This window comes from Sulfurivermis sp., from assembly GCF_059410345.1.
The window spans coordinates 28,257-54,475 of record NZ_JBLJDO010000020.1 but is presented as its reverse complement, the minus strand read 5'-3'; the positions used below and the strand labels follow the sequence as shown (position 1 = coordinate 54,475).

The 26,219-nt window shown below is 62.7% G+C and carries 25 protein-coding genes and 1 tRNA gene; all 26 read right to left on the bottom strand.

The annotated features are described in order from the left end of the window. Positions 1-309: 309 nt before the first annotated feature. Positions 310-888 (bottom strand): thioredoxin family protein, encoded by a 579-nt coding sequence (locus ACMV8A_RS13235; protein WP_495326344.1) that lies wholly within the window; start codon positions 886-888, stop codon positions 310-312. A gap of 253 nt (positions 889-1,141) precedes the next feature. Beyond that, positions 1,142-1,816: an acireductone synthase gene (mtnC, locus tag ACMV8A_RS13230; protein WP_495326343.1), complete on the bottom strand. Its 675-nt coding sequence runs from the start codon at positions 1,814-1,816 to the stop codon at positions 1,142-1,144. Continuing rightward, positions 1,813-2,370, bottom strand: coding sequence for a 1,2-dihydroxy-3-keto-5-methylthiopentene dioxygenase (locus ACMV8A_RS13225; protein ID WP_495326342.1), 558 nt, complete (start codon positions 2,368-2,370; stop codon positions 1,813-1,815). The genes mtnC and ACMV8A_RS13225 overlap by 4 nt, the downstream gene beginning before the upstream one ends. 4 nt (positions 2,371-2,374) lie before the next feature. Further along, the gene (locus tag ACMV8A_RS13220) at positions 2,375-3,013 is read right to left on the bottom strand and encodes a methylthioribulose 1-phosphate dehydratase (RefSeq protein WP_495326341.1); all 639 of its coding nucleotides are present in this window, start codon (positions 3,011-3,013) and stop codon (positions 2,375-2,377) included. Positions 3,014-3,090: 77 nt separating this feature from the next. After that, positions 3,091-3,423: an STAS domain-containing protein gene (locus ACMV8A_RS13215; protein WP_495326340.1), complete on the bottom strand. Its 333-nt coding sequence runs from the start codon at positions 3,421-3,423 to the stop codon at positions 3,091-3,093. Next, a complete protein-coding gene (locus ACMV8A_RS13210; protein ID WP_495326339.1) occupies positions 3,410-3,952 on the bottom strand; it encodes a hypothetical protein in 543 nt (180 codons plus the stop codon). The genes ACMV8A_RS13215 and ACMV8A_RS13210 overlap by 14 nt, the downstream gene beginning before the upstream one ends. A gap of 95 nt (positions 3,953-4,047) precedes the next feature. Further along, positions 4,048-6,135, bottom strand: a complete 2,088-nt coding sequence (gene pnp / locus ACMV8A_RS13205; RefSeq protein WP_495326338.1) for a polyribonucleotide nucleotidyltransferase — start codon at positions 6,133-6,135, stop codon at positions 4,048-4,050. Positions 6,136-6,176: 41 nt separating this feature from the next. Further along, the gene (gene rpsO, locus ACMV8A_RS13200; RefSeq protein ID WP_495326337.1) at positions 6,177-6,446 is read right to left on the bottom strand and encodes a 30S ribosomal protein S15; all 270 of its coding nucleotides are present in this window, start codon (positions 6,444-6,446) and stop codon (positions 6,177-6,179) included. Between the two features lie 85 nt (positions 6,447-6,531). Next, the gene (gene truB, locus ACMV8A_RS13195) at positions 6,532-7,455 is read right to left on the bottom strand and encodes a tRNA pseudouridine(55) synthase TruB (protein ID WP_495326336.1); all 924 of its coding nucleotides are present in this window, start codon (positions 7,453-7,455) and stop codon (positions 6,532-6,534) included. Positions 7,456-7,461: 6 nt separating this feature from the next. Beyond that, positions 7,462-7,833, bottom strand: coding sequence for a 30S ribosome-binding factor RbfA (gene rbfA, locus ACMV8A_RS13190; RefSeq protein WP_495326335.1), 372 nt, complete (start codon positions 7,831-7,833; stop codon positions 7,462-7,464). 4 nt (positions 7,834-7,837) lie between these two features. Continuing rightward, positions 7,838-10,444, bottom strand: a complete 2,607-nt coding sequence (gene infB, locus ACMV8A_RS13185) for a translation initiation factor IF-2 (RefSeq protein WP_495326334.1) — start codon at positions 10,442-10,444, stop codon at positions 7,838-7,840. Positions 10,445-10,461: 17 nt separating this feature from the next. Beyond that, on the bottom strand, positions 10,462-11,964 hold the full coding sequence (gene nusA, locus ACMV8A_RS13180) for a transcription termination factor NusA (RefSeq protein ID WP_495326333.1): 1,503 nt from the start codon (positions 11,962-11,964) through the stop codon (positions 10,462-10,464). A 56-nt stretch (positions 11,965-12,020) separates the two neighbouring features. Beyond that, positions 12,021-12,476 (bottom strand): ribosome maturation factor RimP, encoded by a 456-nt coding sequence (rimP, locus tag ACMV8A_RS13175; RefSeq protein ID WP_495326332.1) that lies wholly within the window; start codon positions 12,474-12,476, stop codon positions 12,021-12,023. 171 nt (positions 12,477-12,647) lie between these two features. Further along, positions 12,648-12,724 (bottom strand) — tRNA-Met (locus ACMV8A_RS13170). Positions 12,725-12,794: 70 nt separating this feature from the next. After that, on the bottom strand, positions 12,795-13,103 hold the full coding sequence (locus tag ACMV8A_RS13165) for a DUF2818 family protein (RefSeq protein WP_495326331.1): 309 nt from the start codon (positions 13,101-13,103) through the stop codon (positions 12,795-12,797). Positions 13,104-13,217: 114 nt separating this feature from the next. Continuing rightward, positions 13,218-14,657, bottom strand: coding sequence for an NADH-quinone oxidoreductase subunit NuoN (gene nuoN / locus ACMV8A_RS13160; RefSeq protein ID WP_495326330.1), 1,440 nt, complete (start codon positions 14,655-14,657; stop codon positions 13,218-13,220). Positions 14,658-14,672: 15 nt separating this feature from the next. Next, complete coding sequence (locus ACMV8A_RS13155) at positions 14,673-16,187, bottom strand: NADH-quinone oxidoreductase subunit M (protein WP_495326329.1); 1,515 nt, start codon at positions 16,185-16,187, stop codon at positions 14,673-14,675. 18 nt (positions 16,188-16,205) lie between these two features. Further along, entirely contained in the window at positions 16,206-18,224 is a 2,019-nt protein-coding gene (gene nuoL, locus ACMV8A_RS13150; protein WP_495326346.1) for an NADH-quinone oxidoreductase subunit L, read from the bottom strand. 16 nt (positions 18,225-18,240) lie between these two features. Beyond that, positions 18,241-18,546 carry an NADH-quinone oxidoreductase subunit NuoK gene (gene nuoK, locus ACMV8A_RS13145; RefSeq protein ID WP_495326328.1) on the bottom strand — a complete coding sequence of 102 codons (306 nt, stop codon included), beginning with the start codon at positions 18,544-18,546 and terminating at the stop codon, positions 18,241-18,243. Positions 18,547-18,562: 16 nt separating this feature from the next. Beyond that, a complete protein-coding gene (locus tag ACMV8A_RS13140; RefSeq protein ID WP_495326327.1) occupies positions 18,563-19,168 on the bottom strand; it encodes an NADH-quinone oxidoreductase subunit J in 606 nt (201 codons plus the stop codon). A 37-nt stretch (positions 19,169-19,205) separates the two neighbouring features. Further along, positions 19,206-19,694, bottom strand: coding sequence for an NADH-quinone oxidoreductase subunit NuoI (nuoI, locus tag ACMV8A_RS13135; protein ID WP_495326326.1), 489 nt, complete (start codon positions 19,692-19,694; stop codon positions 19,206-19,208). Positions 19,695-19,704: 10 nt separating this feature from the next. Continuing rightward, entirely contained in the window at positions 19,705-20,763 is a 1,059-nt protein-coding gene (nuoH, locus tag ACMV8A_RS13130; RefSeq protein WP_495326345.1) for an NADH-quinone oxidoreductase subunit NuoH, read from the bottom strand. A gap of 34 nt (positions 20,764-20,797) precedes the next feature. Further along, positions 20,798-23,176: an NADH-quinone oxidoreductase subunit NuoG gene (nuoG, locus tag ACMV8A_RS13125; protein ID WP_495326325.1), complete on the bottom strand. Its 2,379-nt coding sequence runs from the start codon at positions 23,174-23,176 to the stop codon at positions 20,798-20,800. A 7-nt stretch (positions 23,177-23,183) separates the two neighbouring features. Beyond that, entirely contained in the window at positions 23,184-24,449 is a 1,266-nt protein-coding gene (gene nuoF, locus ACMV8A_RS13120; protein WP_495326324.1) for an NADH-quinone oxidoreductase subunit NuoF, read from the bottom strand. 15 nt (positions 24,450-24,464) lie between these two features. Next, a complete protein-coding gene (nuoE, locus tag ACMV8A_RS13115) occupies positions 24,465-24,959 on the bottom strand; it encodes an NADH-quinone oxidoreductase subunit NuoE (RefSeq protein WP_495326323.1) in 495 nt (164 codons plus the stop codon). Continuing rightward, complete coding sequence (locus ACMV8A_RS13110; RefSeq protein WP_495326322.1) at positions 24,959-26,218, bottom strand: NADH-quinone oxidoreductase subunit D; 1,260 nt, start codon at positions 26,216-26,218, stop codon at positions 24,959-24,961. The genes nuoE and ACMV8A_RS13110 overlap by 1 nt, the downstream gene beginning before the upstream one ends. Position 26,219: the final 1 nt, after the last annotated feature.

The window sequence follows — 26,219 nt, the reverse complement described above, 5'->3', positions numbered from 1 at the left end:
AAGAGGTTTCCGCAATCGGGAGCGCTTCCGCAATGCGATTTATTTCCATCTCGGCGGCCTTGACCTATACCCCGCTCAGGTGGGAAAGCGGTGATTCAACCCACTCGAATGAGTGATGACCCATTTTAGTTTTATGCGTCACGCCCACGCCGTGTGGTGCGCTGGAGCAACGCGCACGGGCAGCAGCGAGTCGCGGCGCCCCCGTCGAAGGAAGTCTACGTTACGGTACACCACGACGCAATGAAATGGCGCCGTGACCGCAAGCACACGGGAGATATCTTGATCTATGCAGGATTTTTGCAGGACTAATCAGCCGAAATAGTCCGGCTCGTTGCCCGGCCGCCATTTGATGTTGCAGCCCATGCTGGGACGCTGGTCATCCGGCACCGACAACCCTGCCAGCACCGCCTTGACTGCATCGCGCAAATCGCTGCCCGTTACCGGCAGCTTGTTGCCGGGGCGGCTGTCATCGAATTGGCCGCGATAAACCAGGCGATGATCGGCGTCAAAAAGAAAGAAGTCCGGTGTGCAGGCCGCACGGTAGGCCTTGGCAACGGCCTGTGTTTCGTCATACAGATAAGGAAATGGATTACCTCGGGCCCGAGCCTCTTCCGCCATGAACTCCGGCCCGTCTTCGGCACGATGCGCCGGGTCGTTGGCGCTGATGGCCACCACCGCCAGTCCGTGCTCTTGATACTCGCGCGCAAAGTCGCTAAACGCATCGGCGATGTGCTTTACATAAGGACAATGATTGCAGGTAAACACCACCAGCAACGGCTTACCGGTGAAGTCGTCACGCCTGACGACGGCACCGGTGGCTGGCTCGGGCAGCGCAAAATCGGGGGCCGGAGTACCCAGTTCAAGCATGGTGGAAGGGGTCAGTGCCATGGTAAGTCTCCTGCTGCCGCAGTAACGCGGTATGTGTCGAACTGATTAAGGAAGGTCTGAATAAGTCCGTCCTGGACTTCTCAGGTCGCCCCGCCCATCCATGGGCTCCGCGACATAAGTCCATCCATGGACAAAACCACGCGAATCGAACCGTGTGATTTTCGATTCGCTTCATTTCCCAACGACTTATCGTCGTTGGGAAATGGCGGCACATCCCTGTGCCGCGGAAGCTCTAAACTTATTCAGAGCTTCCTTAAAGTGTGATGCCGCTGAAATCTGCTTCCTGCCGGTGACGCGCAGTACTACTGATGCCACCGCCGCGTACCAGCTGTCGGGTTTGCATGCCTATAGTATGTGCAGCATCCAGTTCTTCGACAATGTCAGACAGAAACAATATGTCCGTTGCCGGCAATCCGATGGCGGCGGCAATCGTACGGTAGGCCGCAGGATCGCGCTTGTTGCCGCTGCTGGTGTCGAAATAACCGCTAAACAGTGGCGTCAGGTCGCCCTGATCGCTGTGGGAAAACAGCAATTTCTGGGCCTGCACCGAACCGGACGAAAACACATACAGGCGCACCCTGGCCGCATACCAGGCCCGCAGACGCTGCGCCGCATCGGCATAGACATGACCGGTATAATCACCGTTGCGGTAGCCCTGTTCCCAGATCATACCCTGTAGCGCCTTCAGTGGCGTGATCTTGCGGTCCTCGTCGATCCACTGCTGCAGCTGCGCCACGGCCTCGGTCAAACTGAGTTCACGCCCGACAACGGCATTGACGGCCGCCAACTGCTCCACCACCGCCGGCGCTGCGACATGCTGATGCAGAAACGCCGCCATGTTCTGCCGCGCATAGGGAAACAGCACATCCTTGACGAAGGATAGCGATGAGGTGGTGCCTTCGATATCGGTAAGAATGGCGCGGATCATGCCGTAGCCACAAATTGATCAAAACTGGGGAAGCGCTCGGCGATGCTGCTGCCCGTGAATTGCGCCACCCAGCCATCGGCCACGGTGAACAGGCGGATGCATTTGAAATCGGGCCGCTCACCCATATCGAACCAGTGCGGCGTATTGGCGGGCACGCTGATCAAGTCGCCCTGCTCGCACAGCACCAGATAAATATGATCGCCGACGTGCAGGTAGAACAGGCCGCTGCCGTCGACGAAGAAACGCACCTCGAAATCGCTGTGCACATGCTCGGCGAGGAACTTGCTGCGCAACTCGGCGCGTTGCGGGTGGTCCGGCCGCAGGCTGACCACGTCTACCGACTGGAAGCCGTACTCGCCGGTCAGGCGCCGCACCTGCTCACCATAGGCGGCCAATACATCATCCTGAGTGGCATCGGCGGAAAGCGGCTGCGTAGCCTCCCAACGCTCAAAACGCACACCGAGAGTGGACAGTTGGGCGGCAATGGCCGCGTGATCGGTATACACGGTGATAACCGCACCGTCGCCCGCGCAACGAATCTCCAGCCGGCTCATGCAATCATCCTCGCAGTTGGTGCAGTGCGCATTGAAACAGAAACTCGAACGCCTCCAGATGGCGCAGGGCCTCCGCCACATCCCGCCCCCAGGTATACAGTCCGTGGCCACGAATCAGATACCCATATACATCGGGATGAGCATCCAGATACTGCTCTACCTGTGCCGCCAGGCGGGGAATGTCCTGGTCGTTGTCGAATACCGGCACGGCGATACGGGTATTGTGGGTCGTCACACCATGGAACGCCTTGAGCAGTTCATAACCCTCCAGCAGCACTTCCTTGCTGCTGTAACGCGACAACAGCGTGGCATTGACCGAATGGGTATGCAACACGGAACCGGCAGCGGAAAAGCGACGGTACAAGGTGGTGTGCAGCAGGGTCTCCGCTGAAGGGCACCGCGCGTCGTTGTAAGGCCGTCCGTCCAGATCGACCACCATGATGTCCTGTTCACCCAGTAGCCCCTTGTGACGGCCGGACGCGGTGATGGCCGCGTAATCACCCGCCAAGCGGGCAGAAAAATTGCCGCTGGTGGCAGGTACCCAGCCGCGACTGTGCAGAAAGCGGCCGGCCTCCGCCAACTCGAGGGCCCGCAACTGCAAGGTTGCCGGTTCGAATGCGGTGGAATGAATGACTGCGCCCACGGCAGCGTCTCCCTACTCAGCGGAAAACTGATTTTAGTCAAATCGTTTCCGTTGAAACAAGCAAACACCTCAAAGCATCAACCGTAGGCTTCGTCTTGCCGTGTCGCCTCCAGCAGCAGACTGCCGCCTTCCAGGTCGCCGACGCGATACAGGTTATGGGCCAAAAGCTGCGGCGCGCCCTGTAACACCAGACGCCGGCCGCGTGCCAAGCGGCGCATGGCGTCGACCGCCGCCACCGCGGCCAAACCGTCGCTGACATCGAAGCCGCTCAGATCCAGCCGCAACGGATCAGGCAAGGGCGGCAAGGCGGCTATCTCCGCCTCGAACCGCATGATGCCGGACACATCCAGGTCGCCACTGATGATCAGTGCGGCATCAATAAGTCGGCACCACGGCTCAGGCTGGGCCATCCAACCGCCTCCGCAACGCCGTGATGATGTGAGCCACCTCACCATGGTGTCCCAACGCATTGGCCAGACGCACGTGTTCTGCCGCTGCCCTGTGATCACCGGTCTGCAGGGCCAACTCCGCCAACAGGCATTGCACCAGGCTGCGATCATTCTCGGTACGCAGCGCGCCGGTTGCCGCCACCAACAGATGCACGCGCGCCGCCTGCAAGCGGCCATCGGCGGAATCCAGCACCCCGCGCAACCAGTGGTAATAGGCCAGGCTGCGGTGCGACAACAACCGGGGCCAGCGTACGCTGGCCAGGGTACGACGCGTGCGCGGCAGATTCCCCTGACGGAAGGCGCGAAACGCAATCCACACCCCGCTATTGCGCAGATAGTCCCACAGCAACAACAGGCCGCACAGCAAGGGCAAGACGGTCCATGGCGAGGCGTGGGAGGCAAACATGAGCGCCAAGGCGGCGCACAGCAGCGCCAGGATCAGACGCAGGTGGGGAGTGAAGAAATCGCTGATTTTATACAGTCGATCCATGAAAGTGCGAATACGTGCCGTAAATGAGTGAGTGTCCAGCACCAAACAAAAGGGGCCTTGCGGCCCCTTCTGCACAACAGCTGCGGCGATGTGAGTTATTCCGCCAGCGCCTTCATGGACAAACGGATACGGCCTTGCTTGTCCACTTCCAGCACCTTCACCTTGATCAGGTCACCCTCGGCCAGTTTGTCGCTCACCTTCTCGACACGCTCGTCGGATATCTGGGAGATGTGCACCAGACCATCTTTGCCCGGCAGAATGGTGACGAAGGCGCCGAAGTCCATCAGCTTGGCCACACGGCCTTCGTAGACCATGCCCACTTCCACGTCGGCGGTAAGCTGCTCGATGCGGCGGCGCGCCTCCTTGGCGGCGGCACCGTCCACCGAGGCGATCTTGACAGTGCCGTCATCGCTGATGTCGATACTGGTGCCGGTCTCTTCGGTGAGAGCACGGATGGTAGCGCCACCCTTGCCGATAACATCACGGATCTTGTCCGGGTTGATCTTGAAGGTCTCATAGCGCGGGGCGAAATCGGACATCTGCTCACGCGGCTTGGCGAGGGCCTTGTTCATCTCACCGAGGATATGCAGACGGCCTTCACGGGCCTGCTTCAGGGCGGCATCCATGATCTCGCGGGTGATGCCGTCGATCTTGATGTCCATCTGCAGCGCGGTGACACCGCTTTCAGTCCCGGCCACCTTGAAGTCCATATCGCCGAGGTGATCTTCGTCACCCATGATGTCGGTGAGAATGGCGAACTTGCTGCCTTCCTTGATCAGGCCCATGGCCACGCCGGCCACCGGTGCCTTGACCGGCACACCGGCATCCATCAGGGCCAGGCTGGAGCCGCACACGGAGGCCATGGAACTGGAACCATTAGACTCGGTGATCTCCGACACCACGCGCACGCTGTAAGGGAAGGTGTCCATGGTTGGCATCACGGCCTGTACGCCGCGCTTGGCCAGACGCCCGTGACCGATCTCGCGGCGCTTCGGGCTACCCACCATACCGGTCTCGCCGACGCAGTACGGCGGGAAGTTGTAGTGCAGCATGAAAGATTCTTTGCGCTCGCCTTCGATGGCATCGATGACCTGCGCATCACGGGCGGTGCCGAGAGTGGCGACCACCAGGGCCTGGGTCTCGCCGCGGGTGAACAGGGCGGAACCATGGGTACGCGGCAGCACACCCGTACGGATGGTGATCGGACGCACAGTGCGGGTGTCGCGGCCGTCGATACGCGGCTTGCCAGCGAGGATGCTGCCGCGCACGGTGTTGTATTCCAGCGTCTCGATGGCGACGCGCACCTTCTCTGCCGGGAAGCAGGGATCAGCGCCTTCGCCGGCGAGCTTGCTCATGATATTGCTGCGAATCTCGTTCAGGCGCGCATAACGGGCCTGCTTTTCCTTGATGGTATATGCCTCGCTGAACGCAGCCTCACCCAGTTCAGCAACGCGGGATTTCAAAGAGGTATCCGCTGCCGGCGCCTGCCAGTTCCAGGGCACGACCTTGGCCTCTACCACCAGTTCATTGATCGCCTTGATCACCGTCTGCATCTGGTCGTGGCCGAAGATCACCGCCCCTAGCATCACTTCTTCCGGCAGCTCACGCGCCTCCGATTCCACCATCAGCACGGCATTGGCAGTACCGGCGACCACCAGGTCCAACTCGGAGGTCTGCAGGGCAGTCATGCTCGGGTTGAGCAGGTATTGGCCATCCTTGTAACCGACGCGGGCGCCACCAATGGGCCCCTTGAACGGCACGCCGGCCAGACACAGGGCGGCGGAGGCACCAATCATCGACGGGATGTCCGGATCGATTTCGGGGTCGAGGGAAACGACCGTGGCGATGACCTGGACTTCGTTGGTGAAACCTTCCGGGAACAGGGGACGCAACGGGCGATCAATCAGGCGGGAGGTCAGCGTTTCCTTCTCGGTGGGACGGCCCTCGCGGCGGAAGAAGCCGCCGGGGATCTTACCCGCCGCGTAGGTACGCTCCTGGTAGTTGACCGTGAGCGGGAAGAAGTCACGGCCTTCCACGGCCTCCGCAATGGCCACCGCAGTCACCAGCACCACCGTATCGCCCATGCTCACCATAACGGCGCCAGAGGCCTGACGTGCTATCTCACCGGTTTCCAGACGAACGGTTTGATCGCCGTATTTGAATTCTTTTACAACTGGAGTCACGTCGTATTCCCTTCTGGTGGCGGGGCCGGTACGGCCGTGGATTACTTGCGCAGACCGAGGCGGGCAACAATGGCGCGGTAGCGCTCGATGTCCTTACCCTTCAGGTAGTCGAGCAGCTTGCGGCGCTTGCTCACCATGCGCAGCAGGCCCTGGCGCGAGTGGTGATCGTGGGTGTGTTCCTTGAAGTGGCCGGACAGGTCGTCGATGCGGGCGGACAGCAGGGCAATCTGTACTTCGGCGGAACCGGTGTCGGTCGCGGCCTTGCCGTGATCCTTGACGATTTCAGCTTTCTGGGTGGCGTTCAGAGACATCTAACTACAACTCCTAAACTGGGGTGAGGTTTAAGCGCGGTATTTTAACCGGGCGTCGGACAAGTAAACAAGCAGAATTACGGACTTAAGCGGCGTGGAACAGCCGTTTCGGGGCCACCCGGCCGTCGTCCAGGATATGGCCGACGCCGATGAAATCACCCTCCGGGCCGAACAGGCGCACCCAACCCTGGGTGGGCGCCTGGGACACCTGTACCGCTTGCCCCTGGCGCACGTAATAAGCCAGATTGGCTGTGAGATTGATGGCCGGCCAGCCGGCCAAGGCGTCCTCGATGGGCAGCAGCAGCGCGTCGACGGCGGCCTGCCCCCCCTCCAGCAGTAGCTGCTTGAGCTGCTCCATGGTCACCATGCCCGCCTCGTTGAAGGGGCCAGCCATGGTACGGCGCAAGCGGTTGAGGTGGGCGCCACAACCCAGGGCGGCGCCGATATCCTCAGCCAAAGTACGGATATAGGTGCCCTTGGAGCAATGGACATCGATTTCCAGTTCATCACCTTCGAGGCGGACCAGACTCAACTCATAAATGGTGACGCGGCGCGGCTGGCGCTCTACTTCGAGTCCCTGGTGTGCCAGCTTGTACAGCGGCTGCCCCTGGTGCTTGATGGCCGAGTGCATGGGCGGGATCTGCTCGATCTCGCCGGTAAAGCGCTTCAACACTTCACGTACCTGCGCTTCGCTGAACGCGCCCACCGGCCGGGTCTCGATGGCATCGCCGTCGGCATCGCCGGTATTGGTGCGCACCCCCAGCTTGCAGGTGCCGCGGTAACGCTTGTCGGCGTCGAGCAGAAAGGCCGATACCTTGGTGGCCTCACCCAGGCACAGCGGCAACAGGCCGGTCGCCATGGGATCGAGATTCCCGGTATGACCGGCCTTGCGCGCATCAAACAGACGTTTGACCTGCTGCAGGGCATCGTTGGAGGTAATGCCCAAGGGTTTATCGAGGAGCAGGATACCGTTGACCTCACGGCCCCGCTGGCGCTGGCGACGTGTCATTGTGCCTCAGTCGTCTTTTTTGTGGCCGTCGGCGGCGACAGCCTGGTCGATCAGGGCCGACAGGCGCGTGCCCCGCTCGACGGAGGTGTCATGGGAAAAATGGAGCTCTGGGATGGTACGCAACTGCATACGGCGTCCCAGTTCACGACGCAGGAAGCCAGCGGCATGGCGCAGGCCCTCCAGGGATTGCGCCACCTGCGCCGGATCGTCGGTGAGCACCGTGACGAACACCTTGGCGTGAGCGAAATCGCGCGCCACTTCCACGCCGGACACGGTGATCATACCCAGTCGAGGATCCTTGAGTTCCTGCTGGATGAGCAGCGCCAGCTCACGCTGCATCTGCTCACCCACGCGGCGGCTGCGTGTGGACTGTGCCATCGGTTCAGAGCGTACGCTGCACCTGGACGCGCTCGTAGACCTCGATCTGGTCGCCTGGGCGTACGTCATTGTAGTTCTTCACGCCGATACCGCACTCGAAGCCCTGCTTGACCTCGGCGACATCGTCCTTGAAGCGGCGCAGCGATTCCAGCGCACCTTCGTAGATCACTACATTCTCGCGCAACACGCGGATCGGGTTGCTGCGCTTGATGACGCCGTCCACCACCATGCAGCCGGCGATGGCACCGAACTTGGGTGAACGGAACACATCACGCACCTCGGCCAGGCCGATGATCTGTTCCTTGAATTCCGGCGCCAACATGCCAGTCATGGCGTTCTTCACTTCGTCCAGCAGTTCGTAAATGATGCTGTAGTAGTGCAGATCGACGCCCTGCTCTTCGATCATGCGCTTGGCACTGCCGTCGGCGCGCACATTGAAGCCAATGATGATGGCATTGGAAGCCACCGCCAGATTGACATCGGATTCGCTGATACCGCCCACGCCACTGGCCACGATCTTCACCTTCACTTCGCTGGTGGACAGCTTGACCAAGGCGTCGGAGATCGCCTCCAGCGAACCCTGCACGTCGGCCTTGAGCAGGATGTTGAGGGTGTTCACCTCGCCCTCCTGCATCTGGGTGAACATGTCCTCGAGTTTGGCCTGCTGCTGCTTGGCGAACTTGACGTCGCGGAACTTGCCCTGACGGAACAACGCCACTTCACGCGCCTTGCGTTCGTCGGCCACCACCACAGCTGCTTCACCGGCGGAAGGCGTACCGGATAGACCGAGCACTTCCACCGGAATGGACGGACCGGCCTCCTCGATGGGGTGACCGTTCTCATCCAGCATGGCGCGCACGCGGCCAAATTCGTGACCGGCGAGCAGCACATCACCCTTGCGCAGGGTACCGCTCTGCACCAACACCGTGGCCACCGCGCCGCGTCCCTTATCCAGCCGTGATTCGATCACCACACCGCTGGCGCGGCCGTCCTTCACGGCGGTCAATTCCAGTACTTCCGCCTGCAGCAGAATCGACTCCAGCAACTTGTCGATGCCTTCACCGGTCTTGGCAGAGACATGCACGAACATGGTATCGCCGCCCCATTCCTCCGGGATCACATCCTGCTGGCCCAGTTCGTTCTTCACCCGATCCGGATCGGCTTCGGGTTTGTCGATCTTGTTCACCGCCACCACCAGCGGCACACCGGCCGCCTTGGCATGCTGAATCGCTTCCTTGGTCTGCGGCATCACACCGTCGTCAGCCGCCACCACCAGCACCACGATGTCGGTGGCCTGCGCGCCGCGGGCACGCATGGCGGTAAACGCCGCATGGCCCGGGGTGTCGAGGAAGGTGACGACACCGCGCGGGGTTTCCACGTGATAGGCGCCGATGTGCTGGGTAATGCCGCCCGCCTCGCCGGCGGCGACGCGGGTACGGCGGATGTAGTCGAGCAGGGAGGTCTTGCCGTGATCGACATGGCCCATGATGGTGACCACCGGTGGGCGCGGCACGGCGGCGCCGGCCTCCTCCACCACGGCGATCTCATCTTCCAGGGCGTCAGTCTTCAGTACCTTGGCGGTGTGCCCCATCTCTTCCACCACCAGCACGGCCGTGTCCTGATCCAGCACCTGATTGATGGTCACCATGCTGCCCATCTTCATCATGAACTTGATGACCTCGGCCGCCTTCACTGACATCTTCTGGGCCAGTTCGCCCACGGTGATGGTCTCTGGGATAGCCACCTCACGCACTACCGGTGCAGTAGGCATGGCGAAACCGTGCTGACCGCCACCGGCAGCCGGAGCCGCAACACGGGTCGGGCGCTTCTTGCTGCCGCGGCGTCCACCCTTGCCCGGCGCCACATGCAATTCCTCACGGGCGGAGCCTTCGTCCTCGCCACCGCGACGGCGGCCGGCGCCTCCCTTCTTGCCACCCTTGGGTACCTCGCGCTCCATTTTGGGGGCCGCGGCAGGGCGGGCCGGCTTGGCCGGCTTTTCCACCGCCTTGGCCGGAGCCGGGACGGGCTCCGCCGGACGCTCCACCACCAGGGCCGCGCTGCGGCGTGCCTCTTCCTCCGCCTGACGGCGGGCCTCGGACTCGGCCTGTAGACGAGCCGCTTCTTCAGCCTGACGCCGGGCGTCTTCTTCGGCCTGACGACGTGCGTCATCCGCCGCACGCTCGACGTCGGCACGAACGTGCTGCTCCAGCCGTTCGACCACCTCGCTATCGACGCGCTTGGTCTCATCCTCCGGCGTCTCCGGAGCCTCAGCCGCATCAACCACCAGACTGCGCTTGACGTAGGTGCGCTTCTTGCGCACCTGCACCGTAACGGTCTTGGCCTTGCCACCGGTGCTGGGCACCCGCAGTTCGGAGGTAGTGCGACGACTCAGGGTGATCTTGGTGGGGCCGCTGTCCGCAGCTTCCTCTTCTTCCGGCGCGGCTGCACCATGCTTGTCGCGCAGATACCCCAGCAGCTTTGCCTTATCCTGATCGGTAAGGGCCCCCTCGGCGTCGTGCACAGGCACACCGGCCTCCTGCAACTGGACCAACAACCGATCGACAGCGATGCCGATGGTTTCTGCGAAATGCTTGACGGTCACTTCTGACATGCAACGATACTCCTGCCTCAACCCTGGGAGTCGTCCTCGAACCAGGGCTTGCGTGCGGTCATAATCAGGTGGGCGGCGCGCTCCTCATCCATGCCTTCGATCTGCATGAGGTCATCCACCGCCTGTTCGGCCAGGTCTTCCATGGTCTGCACGCCGATGTCGGCCAGCGCAAAGGCCAGTTGCTGGTCCATGCCTTCCATGCCCAGCAGATCGGCGGCCGGCTCCTTACCACCGTGCTCTTCGCTGCTGATCTCACGCGTCACCAGGATGTCCTTGGCGCGAGCGCGCAGCTCCTCGACGATGGCCTCGTCGAATTCTTCGATCTCCAGCATTTCATGCACCGGAACATAGGCCACTTCCTCGATGCTGGAAAAACCTTCCTGCACCAGGATGACTGCCACTTCCTCGTCCACGTCGAGCTGTTCCATGAACAGCTTGACCAGTGCCTGCGCCTCTTCCTCGCTCTTCTCTTCGGCCTGGGTCTCGCTCATTACGTTGAGGTTCCAGCCAGTGAGTTCGGTGGCGAGGCGCACGTTCTGACCGTTGCGGCCGATGGCCTGGGCCAGCTGTGCCTCTTCCACGGCGATATCCATGCTGTGGCTCTCTTCGTCCATGACGATGGATACCACTTCCGCCGGCGACATGGCGTTGATGACAAACTGCGCCGGATTGTCGTTCCACAGAATGATGTCGATACGCTCGCCGTTCAGCTCGTTGGTCACGGTCTGCACACGCGAACCGCGCATGCCGACGCAAGCACCGACCGGATCGATGCGCTGGTCGTTGGACTTGACGGCGATCTTGGCGCGGGAACCGGGGTCGCGGGCCGCTGCCTTGATCTCGATGAGACCCTCGCCCACTTCCGGCACCTCCAGCTTGAACAGTTCCACCAGGAACTGCGGCATGGTGCGGCTGACGAACAGCTGCGGGCCGCGCGGCTCGGAGTGCACATCATACAGATAGCCGCGCACGCGATCCCCCGGGCGAATGGCCTCGCGCGGGATCAGATGCTCGCGGCTGATCAGGGCCTCGATGTTGTTGCCCATATCGAGGATCACGCTGCCGCGCTCCAGGCGCTTGACCACACCATTGAGCAGCTCACCGACACGGCCCTTGTACTGTTCCACCACCTGGGCACGCTCCGCCTCCCGCACCTTCTGCACGATGACCTGCTTGGCGGTCTGTGCGGCGATGCGGCCGAAGGAGACCGACTCGACCTGCTCCTCGATGTAGTCGCCGGGCTGAATGTTGGCATCCTCTTCGCGCGCGGCGCTGAGGGTGTATTCGCGGGTGGGATGCTCCAGCGGCAGACCTTCGCTGTCGTCGACCACCAGCCAGCGGCGGAAGGTTTCGTAGTCGCCGGTCTGGCGGTCGATGCTCACGCGCACCTCGACCTCGCCACCGTAACGCTTCTTGGTGGCGGTGGCCAACGCGGCCTCCAGGGCCTCGAAGATGATTTCCTTGGCCACGCCCTTTTCGTTCGACACCGCGTCGACAACCATCAGGATTTCTTTGTTCATATCCAGCCTCTATAGAGCCCGCATTTTCCAATACAAAAACTCGGCCGACGGCCGGTTTACCACTGCGGCACCAGATGCGCCTTGTCGATATCTTCCAGCGGTATCACCACTTCAACACCGTCCTGCTCAACCACCACCGCGTCCTCACGCAGCGCCAGCAGTCGCCCCTTGAACTTGCGCCGTTCACCCAGCGGGCGCACCAAGCGCAGCGACACGACCTCGCCTATGAAGCGCGCGTAGTGCTCCAGTTTGAACAGCGGGCGATCCAGGCCCGGCGACGACACCTCCAGGGTGTACTGCCCCTTGATGGGGTCCTCCACCTCCAGCACACCGCTGACCTGGTGGCTGACCCGCTCGCAATCTTCCACGGTGATGCCGTCGGGGCTGTCGATGTACAGGCGCAACAGCGAATGGCGCCCCTGCGCCAGGTGTTCGATACCCAGCAGCTCGTAGCCCAGGGCAGCCACCCCCGGCTCCAACAACTGCTGTAACTGCTTCGCTGCCTGCGTCACCCAGCTAACCCCGGAAATAAAAAATGGGCCCAAGGCCCACTCTGTTACCCAAACTATGGCCCGGCATTCTAGCGTTTTTCCATGAAAAACGCCAGGTTATGACCGGTACGGCCGGCACCCTGCCGACCATAACAAAAAGCCCCGAAACCGGGGCCTTTGCGACAAATCGAGTGGTAGCGGGGGCAGGATTTGAACCTACGACCTTCGGGTTATGAGCCCGACGAGCTACCGGACTGCTCCACCCCGCATTCGATGGAGGCGCATTTTACATAGCGTGCCCCCGCATGGCAAGGGAAGCCTTGGAAAAACGTCAAAAAATCAACGCCTCTCCAGCAAGTGCTTGAATTCGTAGCGATAGATGAACCCGGGCAGGGCGAACACCAGGAACAGGCAAAGGGTGACAGCGTAGAACTCCCAACCCTGCGGATAGATGCCACCGTTGAGCTTGTTCTCCAGGCCCAGGGCCAGGCCGCCCACCACGAAGTACAGCAGCAACCACTCCAGCCAGCGCCACCAGGCGCCCTTGCCGCCCTCCCCCGCCCGGCGTACCAGCAGGATGCGCTCGCTCACCCAGGGCAGGTTGGCGGCAATGACGGCGATGAGGATCAGGGACAGGGCTGGAAGCATGGGGGCAATATCGAATTCGAGGTTGCGGAGGTGGCAGTTTCGGCCATCCCCTCGGCGCGGTCAAGCGGACCGCTCACAACAGAAAGTCCGAACCCGAAACTGCGCGCAACCCGCTTAGGCCAGCGCCGCGACGCACAACGCCAGCAGGCCACCGGGGAACAGGCCCAGGCCGAGCACGGCCAGGCTGTTGGCGCTCAACACCACGCGCAGGTCGAGACCGGCGCTCACCGCGGGCGCGGCCGCGTCGGCCTTGTCGAAGTACATCACCTTGACCACGCGCAGGTAGTAGAAGGCGCCGATGACCGAGAACACCACCGCCACGGCGGCCAGCCACACCAGGTCGGCGCCGAGGGCGGCCTGGATCACCGCCAGCTTGGACCAGAAGCCGAGGAACGGCGGCACGCCGGCCATGGAGAACATCAGGATCAGCATCATCAGCGCAAACCACGGGCTGCGCTCGTTGAGGCCCTTGAAGTCTTCGATGCTGTCCGCCTCGAAACCGGCGCGGCTCATCAGCACGATCATGCCGAAACCGCCCAGGCCCATGATCACGTAGACGATGGCGTAGAACATGGCAGCGGCATAGCCGGCCTGGGTGCCGGCCAGCACACCAAGCAACAGGAAGCCGACATGGGAGATGGCGGAATAGGCCAGCATGCGCTTCAGATTGGTCTGGGCGATGGCGATGATGTTACCGGCGGCCAGCGACAGCACGGCGAGCAGGATCAGCATGCCCTCCCACTGGTCCTGCAGCCCACCCAGGCCGTCCACCAGCAGGCGCATCAGCATGGCAAAGGCGGCCAGTTTGGGGGCGGAACTCAGATACAGCGTTACTGCGGTGGGCGCGCCGTGGTAGACGTCAGGCAGCCACATATGGAACGGCACCGCACCCAGCTTGAAGGCCACACCGATGACGATGAACACCAGGGCGAAGGCCAGCAGCATGGAATCGTTGTCCATGGCCGCCGTGTTGTTGTTGATCTGGCCGAGGTCCAGGCTGCCGGTAATGCCGTACAACATGGACATGCCGTACAGTAGCATGGCCGAGGCCATGGCACCGAGCACGAAGTACTTCATCGCCGCCTCGGAGGCCTGCACAGAATCGCGCTGCAAGGCCACCATGGCATACATGGACAGCGACAGCAGTTCCAGGCCCAGGTAGATGGTGAGCAGGCTGTGCGCCGACACCAGCACGTTCATGCCCAACACACCGAACAGGCCGAGGACATAGAACTCACCCTTGAACATGTTGCGCGCGCGCAAATAGTCCTTGGCGTAGAGGAACACGAAGAAGGTCGCCAGATAAATGAATGCCTTCAGCACGGAGCCCATGGGATCGTGGACGAAGGTATCGCTGAAGGTCAGCGCCCTGCCCTCTTCATACAGGCTCACCGTCAGCAGCAGTGCGCCGAGCAGAGTGGACTGTGCCAGCAGGTAGGTGACCACGCGGTTGCGCTCGCTGAGAAACAGGTCCAGCAGCAGGATGAAGCAGATCATCCCGAGCAGGAACATCTCGGGCAGGGCGGGCATGAAATCGGGCATCGTGAAACTCATCAAGCGTCTCTCCGCTTACAGCTTGGATACGGCCATGTGCTGCACCAGGTGCTCCACCGTCGGACGCATCACGTCCAGCAGCGGCGCCGGCCACAGGCCCAGCAGCAGCACCATCAGCGCCAGCACGCCGAGGATCAGGAATTCACGGCCATTGATGTCCTTGAGTGCCGCCACCTTGTCGCTGGCCACCTCGCCATACACCACGCGCCGCACCATCCACAGGGTGTAGGCGGCGCCCAGGATCAGGGTGGTGGCGGCCAGGAAGGCGAACCAGAAGTTGGCCTTGAAGCTGGCCAGGATCACCATGAACTCGCCGACAAAACCGGAGGTGCCGGGCAGGCCGGCATTGGCCATGGCGAACAACACCATGAAACCGGCGAAACGCGGCATGGTGTGGGCCACACCGCCGTAGTCGGCGATCTCGCGGCTGTGCAGGCGGTCGTACAGCACACCGACGCAGAGGAACATGGCGCCGGAGACAAAACCGTGGGAGATCATCTGCACCATGGCGCCTTCGATGCCCATGCCGGCGCCCTGCATGCTGCCGGTGTTGTCGGCGATGCGCCAGGCGATGAACATGCCGAGGGTGACGAAGCCCATGTGCGAAATGGACGAATAGGCGATCAGCTTCTTCATGTCCTGCTGCACCAGGGCGACGAAACCGATGTACACCACGGCAATGAGCGACAGGGTGATCATCAGCCAGTCCAGCTGCTGGCTGGCATCGGGGGTGATGGGCAGGGAGAAGCGCAGGAAACCGTAGGCGCCCAGCTTCAGCATGATTGCCGCCAGGATCACCGAGCCGCCGGTGGGCGCCTCGACGTGGGCATCCGGCAACCAGGTATGTACCGGCCACATGGGCACCTTCACCGCGAAGGCAAGCAGGAAGGCCAGGAAGATCAGCACCTGCGCCTGCAGGCTGAGCGGCATGGCATGTAGGTCGAGAATGGCGAAGCTGCCTGATTGCAGATACATCCAGATCAGCGCCACCAGCATGAACACCGAGCCGAGGAAGGTGTAGAGGAAGAACTTCAGCGTGGCATAGATACGGCGCGGCCCGCCCCAGACGCCGATGACGATGAACATCGGGATCAGCATCGCCTCCCAGAACACGTAGAACAGCATCGCGTCCAGGGCGGCGAACACACCGTTCATCAGACCGGCCATGATCAGGAAGGAGGCCATGTACTGCGCCGGCTTGTTCTGAATCACCTCCCAGCCGGCGATCACCACCAGCACCGTGGTGAAGGTGGTAAGCAGGATCAGCGGCATGGAGATACCGTCGACGCCGAGGTGATAGTTGATGGACCAGGTGGCAATCCACGGGCGGAACTCGGTGAACTGCATCGCCGCCGTGGCCGTATCGAAACCACTGTACAGCGGCAGCGACAGCAGGAAGGTCGCCAACGCTACCAGCAGCGCCAACACCTTGGCCTCCAGGGCGTTGCGGCTACCCGCGGCCAGAACCAACAGACCGCCGATGATGGGGGTCCAGATAACCAGACTGAGCAGTGGCAAATCAGCAAACATGCAGCCGTACCTTTCTTGTTATCCGGCGACGACGAACAGGGCGAACATCAACAACAGCCCCAGGATCATGGCGAAGGCATAGTGGAACAGATAGCCGGACTGGATGTGGCGCACCACCGCCGCCAGCCAGCCCACGGTGCGCGCGCTGCCGTTGACCAGCAGGCCGTCGATGAGACGCACATCGCCCCACTGCCACAGCAGGCGGCCGATGCCGCGGCTGCCGCCGGCAAAGAACCAGTCGTTGAAACGATCGGCATAGTATTTCTGGTCCAGCAGCGTGTGCAGGAACTGCAGCCGCGCCTGGATCAGGGCCGGCACATGGGTGTACTTCATGTACAACAGCCAGGCGGTGGCGACACCAGCCAGCGCCAGCCAGAACGGCGCGGTGAGGAAGCCGTGCAGCACCATACCCCAGGCGCCGTGATAGTCCTGCGCCAGTTGGCCCAGCACGTCATGCTGCGGCAGCACCTGGATGGCCGAGCCGAAGAAATTGCCGAAGCCCATATCCGTGATGTACATGCCGCCCGCCAGCACCGAAGGGATGGCCAGCGCAATGAGCGGCAAGGTCACCACCCACGGCGTTTCATGCGGCTCGTGCACAGCGTGATGACCATGGCCGTGGCCATGATGGGCGTCGCGGAAGCGCTCCTTGCCGTGGAACACCAGGAAGTACATGCGGAAGGAGTAGAAGGCGGTGACGAACACGCCGGCCAGCACACAGAAATAGGCGAAACCGGCGCCGGGCAGCTGCGAGGCATGCACCGCCTCGATGATCAGATCCTTGGAGAAGAAGCCGGCGAAGCCCGGCGTGCCGATCAGGGCCAGTGAGCCAATGAGCGAGGTGATCCAGGTGATGGGCATGTATTTGCGCAGGCCACCCATGCGGCGCATATCCTGCTCGTGGTGCATGGCGATGATCACCGAACCGGCGGCGAGGAACAGCAAGGCCTTGAAGAAGGCGTGGGTCATCAGGTGGAACACGCCGGCGGCATAGGCCGAAGCACCCAGGGCCACGGTCATGTAGCCGAGCTGCGACAGGGTCGAATAGGCCACCACGCGCTTGATGTCGTTCTGGATGATGCCGAGGAAGCCCATGAACAGCGCGGTGATGGCGCCGATGATCAGGATGAAGGACAGCGCCGTCTCCGACAGTTCGAATAGCGGCGACATGCGCGCCACCATGAAGATACCGGCGGTGACCATGGTGGCGGCGTGGATCAGGGCGGAGATCGGGGTCGGGCCTTCCATGGAGTCCGGCAGCCACACATGCAGCGGCACCTGCGCCGATTTGCCCATGGCGCCGATGAACAACAGGATGCAGATCACGGTCATCACGCTCCACTCGGCACCGGGCCACAGCGACATGGTGAGGTCCTTGTGCAGTTCGGCGGCGTTGAATACCGCGGCATAATCCAGCGTGTTGAAGTACATCAGCACGGCGGCGATACCGAGCAGGAAGCCAAAGTCGCCGACGCGGTTGACCAGGAAGGCCTTGAGATTGGCATAGGTGGCGCTGGAACGCTTGAGCCAGAAGCCGATCAGCAGGTAGGACACCAGGCCCACCGCCTCCCAGCCGAAGAACAGCTGCATGAAGTTGTTGGCCATCACCAGCATCAGCATGGAGAAGGTAAACAGCGAGATGTAGCTGAAGAAGCGCTGGTAGCTGTTCTTGCCGGCGCCACTGCCCTCCGGCCAGTTCTCCTCGTCATGAGCCATGTAACCGATGGTGTAGACGTGCACCATCAATGAAACGAAGGTGACCACCACCATCATCATCACCGACAGCTTATCCACCAGGAAACCCACCTCGAAGGTGATGCCGTCGGATACCAGCCAGGTGTAGACGCTGTGCGTGACGATGCCGGCATCCTGGATCACCACGTGGTTGAACATCACCAGCGACAGCAGAAAGGCGATGGCCACGCCGATGATGGTCACGGTGTGCGCGCCGGCACGGCCGACGGCGCCGCCAAACAGCCCGGCAATGATGGCACCGAGCAGCGGCGCGGCGACGATGGCGATGTTTACATTGTGCAGATTGTCGAGCACGGGCCTACCCCTTCAGGCTATCCAGATCGGCGACGTTGATGCTGCGCCGGTTGCGGAACAGGACCACCAGTATGGCGAGGCCGATGGCGGCCTCCGCCGCGGCCACCGTGAGAATGAAGAACACGAAGATCTGGCCGGCGGTATCGCCCAGGTAATGGGAGAAGGCTATGAAGTTCATATTCACCGCCAGCAACATCAGTTCCACGCACATCAGCAGGATGATCAGGTTCTTGCGGTTGATGAACACGCCGGCCATGCTGATGCAGAACAGGATGGCGCCCAGAATCAGATAATTGGAAAGTGGGATCATTCTTCTCGGGCCTCGCTTACTTGCGCTGTTCCGCGTCCATCTGCACCAGACGCACACGGTCATCGCGGCGCACCGCCACCTGCTCGGCAATGTTCTGGGTCTTGGTGCCACCGCGCTGGCGCAGTGTCAGGGCGATGGCGGCGACAATGGCCACCAGTAGGATCACCGCGGCAATCTCGAACGGGTAGACGTAGGTGGTGTAGAGCAACAGGCCCAGTTCACGGGTATTGGAGTAATCGGCGCCGTGCGGCACCGGCACCGGCATCTGCTCCAGGCCGAAGTGGCGCTGGCCCACCGCCATGGCCATCACTGCGATGACCAGCAGCGCCACCACGATACCCACCGGTAGATAGCGCGCAAAGCCCTCGCGCATGGGCGCGGTATTGAGGTCCAGCATCATCACCACGAACAGGAACAGCACCATCACCGCGCCGACGTAGACCAGCACCAGGGTGATGGCGAGGAACTCCGCCTCCAGCAGCAGCCACAGCGCGGCGCTGGTGAAGAAGGCCAGCACCATGAACAGCGCCGCATGCACCGCATTGCGTACCGTGATCACCATGCCGGCGGCAAACACCAGGATGGCGGCGAAGGCGTAAAACAGAATCTGCTCGAAGGTCATGCCAGGGATCTCTTTACGGTGTAGGTGGCCTGCATGATTAACGGTAGGGGGCGTCCGCCGCCCGGTCCGCCGCGATTTGCTGCTCGTACTTGTCGCCCACCGCCAGCAGCTTGTCCTTGGTCATCAGGAGGTCGCCGCGCTGCTCGCCGTGATACTCGTAGATATTGGTCTCGACGATGGCGTCCACCGGGCAGGCTTCCTCGCAGTAGCCACAGAAGATGCACTTGGTCAGGTCGATGTCGTAGCGCGTGGTGCGGCGGCTGCCGTCCTCACGCTGGGCCGATTCGATGGTGATGGCCAGGGCCGGGCACACCACTTCGCACAGCTTGCAGGCAATGCAGCGCTCTTCGCCATTGGGATAGCGGCGCTGGGCGTGCAGCCCGCGGAAGCGCGGTGACAGCGGCGCCTTCTCCTCCGGATACTGCACGGTGATCTTGCGCTCGAACATGTAGCGCCCGGTGAGGCGCATGCCCTGAAGCAGTTCCAGCAGGAACAGACTCTTGAAGAAACGTGTCAGTGCTTTCATGGCCGTCCCCTCACGCCTTGCCGAACCAGGGTTCCAGCCCGACCATGATGGCCGCGCCGACCAGCACCAGCCAGACGATGGTGAGCGGGATGAACACCTTCCAGCCCAGGCGCATCAGCTGGTCATAGCGATAGCGCGGGAAGGTGGCGCGGAACCACAGGAACAGGAACAGGAAGATGGATGCCTTGGCCAACAGCCAGAACAGGCTGGGCTGGCCCAGCCAGGAATCGGTCCAGCCCTGGAACGGCGACAGCCAGCCGCCCATGAACAGCAGGGCCGACAGCATACCAACGATGATCATGTTGGCGTACTCGGCCAGGAAAAACACCGCGAAGGTGGTGCCGGAATAATCGACGTGGAAGCCGGCCACGATCTCCGACTCGCCTTCCGCCAGGTCGAAGGGCGCGCGGTTGGTCTCTGCCACACCGGAGATGAAGTACACCACCATCATCGGCAGCAGCGGCAGCCAGTACCAGCTGAACAGGCCATAGTCGCCCTGCTGAGCGCGTACGATATCGCCCAGATTGAGGCTGCCGGCCGCCATCAGCACCACCACCAGAGCAAAGCCCATGGCGATCTCGTAGGACACCATCTGCGCCGCCGAACGCATGGCGCCGAGGAAGGCATACTTGGAGTTGGAGGCCCAGCCGGCCAGGATGATGCCGTACACACCCATGGAACCGATGGCCAGCACGTACAGCAGACTGGCGTTGATGTCGGCCAGCACCATCGTGTCATTGAACGGAATCACCGCCCACATGGCCAGGGCCGGGGCCATGGCCAGCACCGGTGCGATGAGGAACACCTTCTTGTCTGCACCGCTCGGAATGACGATTTCCTTGAACATCAGCTTGACCGCATCGGCGATGGGTTGCAGCCAGCCGCGCGGGCCGACGCGGTTGGGGCCGATGCGCACGTGCATGTAGCCGATGACCTTGCGCTCGAAGTAGGTGTAGTAGGCCACCGCCACCATCAACGGGCCGAGGATCGCCACGATCTTCAGCATGATCACGACCAGCGTCTGCAAGCCGGCCGGCCAAGCGTCCCACATTATCAATGTCTGCAGCATCTCGATCATGCGTCTATTCCGCTCGCCTTGGCTTTCACTCGGCCGCCTTCAGTTCCACTGCCGCATCCACCGCGCCCAGCGCAGCGGTTGCCGTCAGTCCCGCCGGCACGTACACGCAGCCGTCGGGCACCCGTTCATCCAGCGCCAGCGGCAACACGCAATTGCCGCCGCCCTGCGCTATCTGCACCCGTGCCGCCGCCGCCACGCCGTACTGCGTTGCGGTAGCCGCATTGCAGCGGGCCACACCGCTGGTGGCGTCCGGGGTCTGTTGCAGGGCCGTGCTGCGCCGCACCATGCCATCCACCGCGTAGATCGGATAGTCGGCGATACGGCACAGGCCGTTGCCAGCGGGCGCCGGCACTGGCGCCTGCCATTCCAGCTTGCTACTGGGCAGCACGGCGCTGCACGCCGCCTCCAGTTCGCGGCGCACCTCGTCGGAGGACTCGTACTCGAAACCTTCCAGATTGCACAGATTGCCCAGAACACGCAGCACCTTCCAGCCCGGCCGCGTCTCCCCCGGCGCCGTGGTGCAACCGGTGAAGCTCTGCCAGCGGCCTTCGGCATTCACCAACGTACCCGACGTCTCCGCGAACAGCGCCAGCGGCAGCAGCACATCGGCATAGGCGCGCATGGTGTCGGTGACATAGGGTGTCAGCGCCACCACACACTCGGCCTGCTCCAGTGCGGCACGCGCGGCGGCACCGTCGATGCAGTCCAGCTCCGGTTCGGCATGGAGCACCACATAGGCTTTCAATTTGGCGGCCAGCATGGCGCGGGCATCCAAACCGGCCGCACCGACCGCACCACCGGCACGGCGATGGGGCACGGCACCGGCCAGCCAGGCGCCGGCGCTGTTGCCGCCTTCGCTGAGGAAACCGAAACGGGAACCGGACAGGCGCGCCACCAAAGCGGCCAATTGCTGCAACGCACCCTGCTGGGCGTGGTGGGCGACTGCGTTGCCCACCAGCACCGTAGACTGCGCAGCGTCCTTCAACTGGCGCGCCATGGCACGGTGCTCGTCCTGCACCTTGACGCCCGCGGCCAGCGCGGCAAAACCGGCCGGCGCCGCGCCGCCCAGTTCGATCAGGGCCTGGGCGATGGCGATGAGTTCCTGCGCCATCTGCGCCGGCGCCACGGTGCGGCGCGCGGCCAAGGGGAAGTTGAGATCGTAAGCAACGGGATTCACCGCCATCAGGCACGCACCGCCGCGGGCCGCCTTGCGCAGGCGCAGTGCCACCAGCGGCTGCTCCTTGCGCACGTTGGAGCCGACCAGCAGCGCTGCATCCAGATTGTCCAGGTCGGCCAGGGCCTGACCCAGCCAGGGGAAGGCCGGCAGGGCGCCCTGCGCGGAAAAATCGATCTGGTGCAGACGGTGATCGATGTTGTCGCTGCCGAGGCCGCGCAGCAGCTTCTGCAACAGATAGAACTCTTCGGTGGTGGCACCGTAACCGGCCAGCGCGCCGAGCTGCGCCGCCCCGTGTTTTTCCACCACACTGCGCAGGCCGCGCGCCGCGGCGGTGAGCGCGGTATTCCAGTCCACCGTCTGCCACACCCCATCCTGCTTCACCTGCGGCGCGGTAAGACGATCGGCATGGTTCAAAGCGAGATAGCTGAAGCGATCACGATCGGCCAGCCACACCTCGTTGACCTCGTCGTTCTCGCGCGGACGCACGCGCATCACCTGGCGGCCGCGTACGTCGACGCGCAGGTTGGCGCCGACGCAGTCGTGCGGCGACACCGAATCGCGGCTGGTCAGTTCCCACGGCCGCGCGCTGTAGCGGTACGGCTTGGAGGTGAGCGCCCCCACCGGACACAAGTCGATGACGTTGCCGACGACCTCCGACGACAAAGACTTCTCCACGTAGGTGCCAATGTGCATGTGCTCGCCGCGTCCCGGTGCACCCAGTTCCATCACGCCGGCGATCTCATCACCGAAGCGCACACAGCGGGTGCAGTGGATGCAGCGGGTCATGTCGGTGGCAACCAGCGGGCCGATATCGGGCGAGGCCACCACCCGCTTGCCCTCGCTGAAATGCGACACATCCCTGCCGTAGCCCATGGCCATTTCCTGCAGGTCGCACTCGCCGCCCTGATCGCAGATGGGGCAGTCGAGCGGATGGTTGATGAGCAGGAACTCCATAACGTTGCGCTGGGCGGAGATGGCCTTGGGCGAACGGGTCCAAACCTTCATGCCTTCGGTCACCGGCGTGGCGCAGGCGGGCAGCGGCTTGGCCACCTTCTCCACCTCCACCAGACACATGCGGCAACTGGCCGCCACCGACAGCTTCTTGTGGTAGCAGAAACGCGGAATGACGATGCCGGCTTCGTCGGCGGCCTCGATCAGCATCGCGCCGGGGCGGGCCTGTACCGGCTTGCCGTTGATCTCAATCGTTACCATAGGGCTTCCGCTCATGCTGGTGTCACACCATGCACTTCTTGTGATCGATGTGGTACTGGAACTCGTCGCGGTAATGCTTGAGGAAACTCTTCACCGGCATCGCCGCCGCATCACCCAGGGCGCAAATGGTGTGGCCTTCGATCTGGCTGGCGGCACGCACCAGTTGGTCCAGGTCTTCCTGGCGGCCCGCGCCGTGCTCGATACGGTGCACCATGCGCGCCAGCCAGCCGGTGCCCTCACGGCACGGCGTGCACTGGCCACAGGACTCTTCGTAATAGAAGTGCGACAGACGCGCCAGCACCTTCACCATGCAGGTGGTCTCGTCCATCACGATCACCGAGCCGGCACCGAGCATCGAACCTGCCTTGGAGATGGAGTCGTAGTCCATGGTCATGCCCATGGCGATCTCCGCCGGCAGCACCGGGGTAGAACTGCCGCCCGGGATCACCGCCTTCAGCTTGCGGCCCTTCCACACGCCGCCGGCCATCGCCAGCAGGTCGGCGAAGGGCGTGCCCATGGGCACCTCGAAATTGCCCGGCTTGTTGACGTGGCCGGAGACGGAGAACAGCTTGGTACCGCCATTGTTGGGCTTGCCCAATTCGAGGAACCACTGGCCGCCGTGTTGCAGGATCACCGGCACCGAGGCCAGCGACTCGGTGTTGTTGATGGTGGTGGGCCGGCCATACAGGCCGAAGCTGGCCGGGAACGGCGGCTTGAAGCGCGGCTGCCCCTTCTTGCCCTCCAGCGATTCCAGCAGCGCGGTCTCCTCGCCGCACACATAGGCGCCGGCGCCCAGGTGCACGTCGATGTCGAAGTCGATGCCAGAACCTAAGATGTTCTTGCCGAGGAGGCCCGCCGCGCGTGCCTCCTCGATAGCGGCCTGGAAGCGTTCATAGGGCTCCCAGAACTCGCCGCGGATGTAGTTGTAACCCTTGGTCGCACCGATGGTGTAACCGGCGATGGCCATGCCCTCCACCAGCTGGTGCGGGTTGTAGCGCAGGATATCGCGGTCCTTGCAGGTACCCGGCTCACCTTCGTCGGAGTTGCACACCACGTACTTCTGCCCCTCGACGTTGCGCGGCATGAAACTCCACTTCAGGCCGGTGGGGAAGCCGGCCCCGCCGCGGCCGCGCAGGGCCGAGGTCTTCAGCTCGGCGATGATGCTGTCGGGAGAGGTCTTCTCCTTGAGGATCTTCTCCCACACCGAATAACCGCCCACGCTGCGGTAATTCTCCAGCGTCCAGGGCTGGTCCAGGTGCAGGGTACGGAAACAAACGTCGTTGGCCATGTGCAGTACGCCCCCTTATTCCAGGCCGTCGATGATGCGATCGATAAGCTCAGGGGTGAGCTGCTCGTAGTACTGCCGCGCGATCTGCGCCACTGGCGCGTTGACACAGGCGCCCAGGCACTCCACTTCTTTCAGCGTGAAGCGCCCATCAGCAGTAGTCTCGCCCAGCTTGATGCCAAGACGTTTTTGCAGATGCGCCACCACCTCATCGGAACCGCGCAACAGACATGAGATGTTGGTGCAGACGTTGATCTTGTGGCGACCCACCGGCTCCAGCTGGTACATGGAGTAGAAGGTGGCCACCTCATAAACGGCGATGGGCGCCATCTCCAGATAGCCGGCCACGGCATCCATCAGCTCGGTGGTGAGCCAGCCGCCGTTCTGGTCCTGCGCGATGCGCAGGGCCGCCATCACCGCCGACTGCTTGCGCTCGGGCGGATATTTGGCGATCCACGTGTCGATCTCGGCACGCGAGGCCGGCGTCAGCAATGCGATATTTGCCTGTGCCATCAGCGGTCAATCTCTCCGAATACGATATCCTGCGTACCGATCACGGTGACCACGTCGGCCAGCATGTGGCCGCGTACCATCTCGTCAAGGCCGGACAGATGGGCGAAACCGGGGGCGCGGATTTTCATGCGATAGGGTTTGTTGGCGCCGTCGGACACCAGGTAGATGCCAAACTCGCCCTTGGGATGCTCCACTGCGGCATAGGCCTCCCCGGCCGGCAGGCTGATGCCTTCGGAAACCAGCTTGAAGTGGTGGATCAGCGCTTCCATGTCCTGCTTCATTTCCGCGCGCGGCGGCGGGGCGACCTTGTGGTCATCCACCATCACCGGGCCGGGATTCTTGCGCAGCCAATCCACGCACTGCCGGATGATGCGGTTGGACTGGCGGAACTCCTCGATGCGCACCAGATAGCGGTCGTAGCTGTCGCCGTTGGTGCCCACCGGGATGTCGAAGGCCAGCTTGTCGTACACCTCGTAGGGCTGCTTCTTGCGCAGGTCCCAGGCCACGCCGGAACCGCGCAACATCGGGCCGGTGAAGCCCATCTGCAGGGCCCGCTCCGGCGATACCACACCGATGCCGACGGTACGCTGCTTCCAGATGCGGTTGTCGGTGAGCAGGGTTTCGTACTCGTCCACATAACCGGGGAAGCGGTTGGTGAAGTCCTCGATAAAATCGAGCAGCGAACCCTGGCGGTTTTCGTTGGATGCCTTGAGCGAAGCTTCAGAATGCCACTTGGTAGCCTTGGTGTCGTACTGCGGCATGCGCTCGGGCAGGTCGCGGTAGACACCACCCGGACGGTAATAGGCCGCGTGCAGACGGGCGCCGGACACCGCCTCGTAGCAATCCATCAAATCCTCGCGTTCACGGAAGGCATAGAGGAACATGGCCATGGCGCCCACGTCGAGGGCATGCGAACCGACCCACAGCAGGTGATTGAGGATGCGGGTAATCTCGTCGAACATGACGCGGATGTACTGCGCGCGTTCCGGCACCTCCACGCCGAGCATCTTCTCGACCGCCAGGCAGTAGGCATGTTCGTTGGACATCATCGACACATAGTCGAGGCGGTCCATATAGGGCAGGTTCTGCACGTAGTGGCGCTGTTCGGCCAGCTTCTCGGTGGCGCGATGCAGCAGGCCGATGTGCGGGTCGGCGCGCTCAATCACCTCGCCGTCCATCTCCAGAATCAGGCGCAGCACGCCGTGGGCCGCCGGGTGCTGCGGACCGAAGTTGAGAGTGAAGTTGCGAATCTCGGCCACG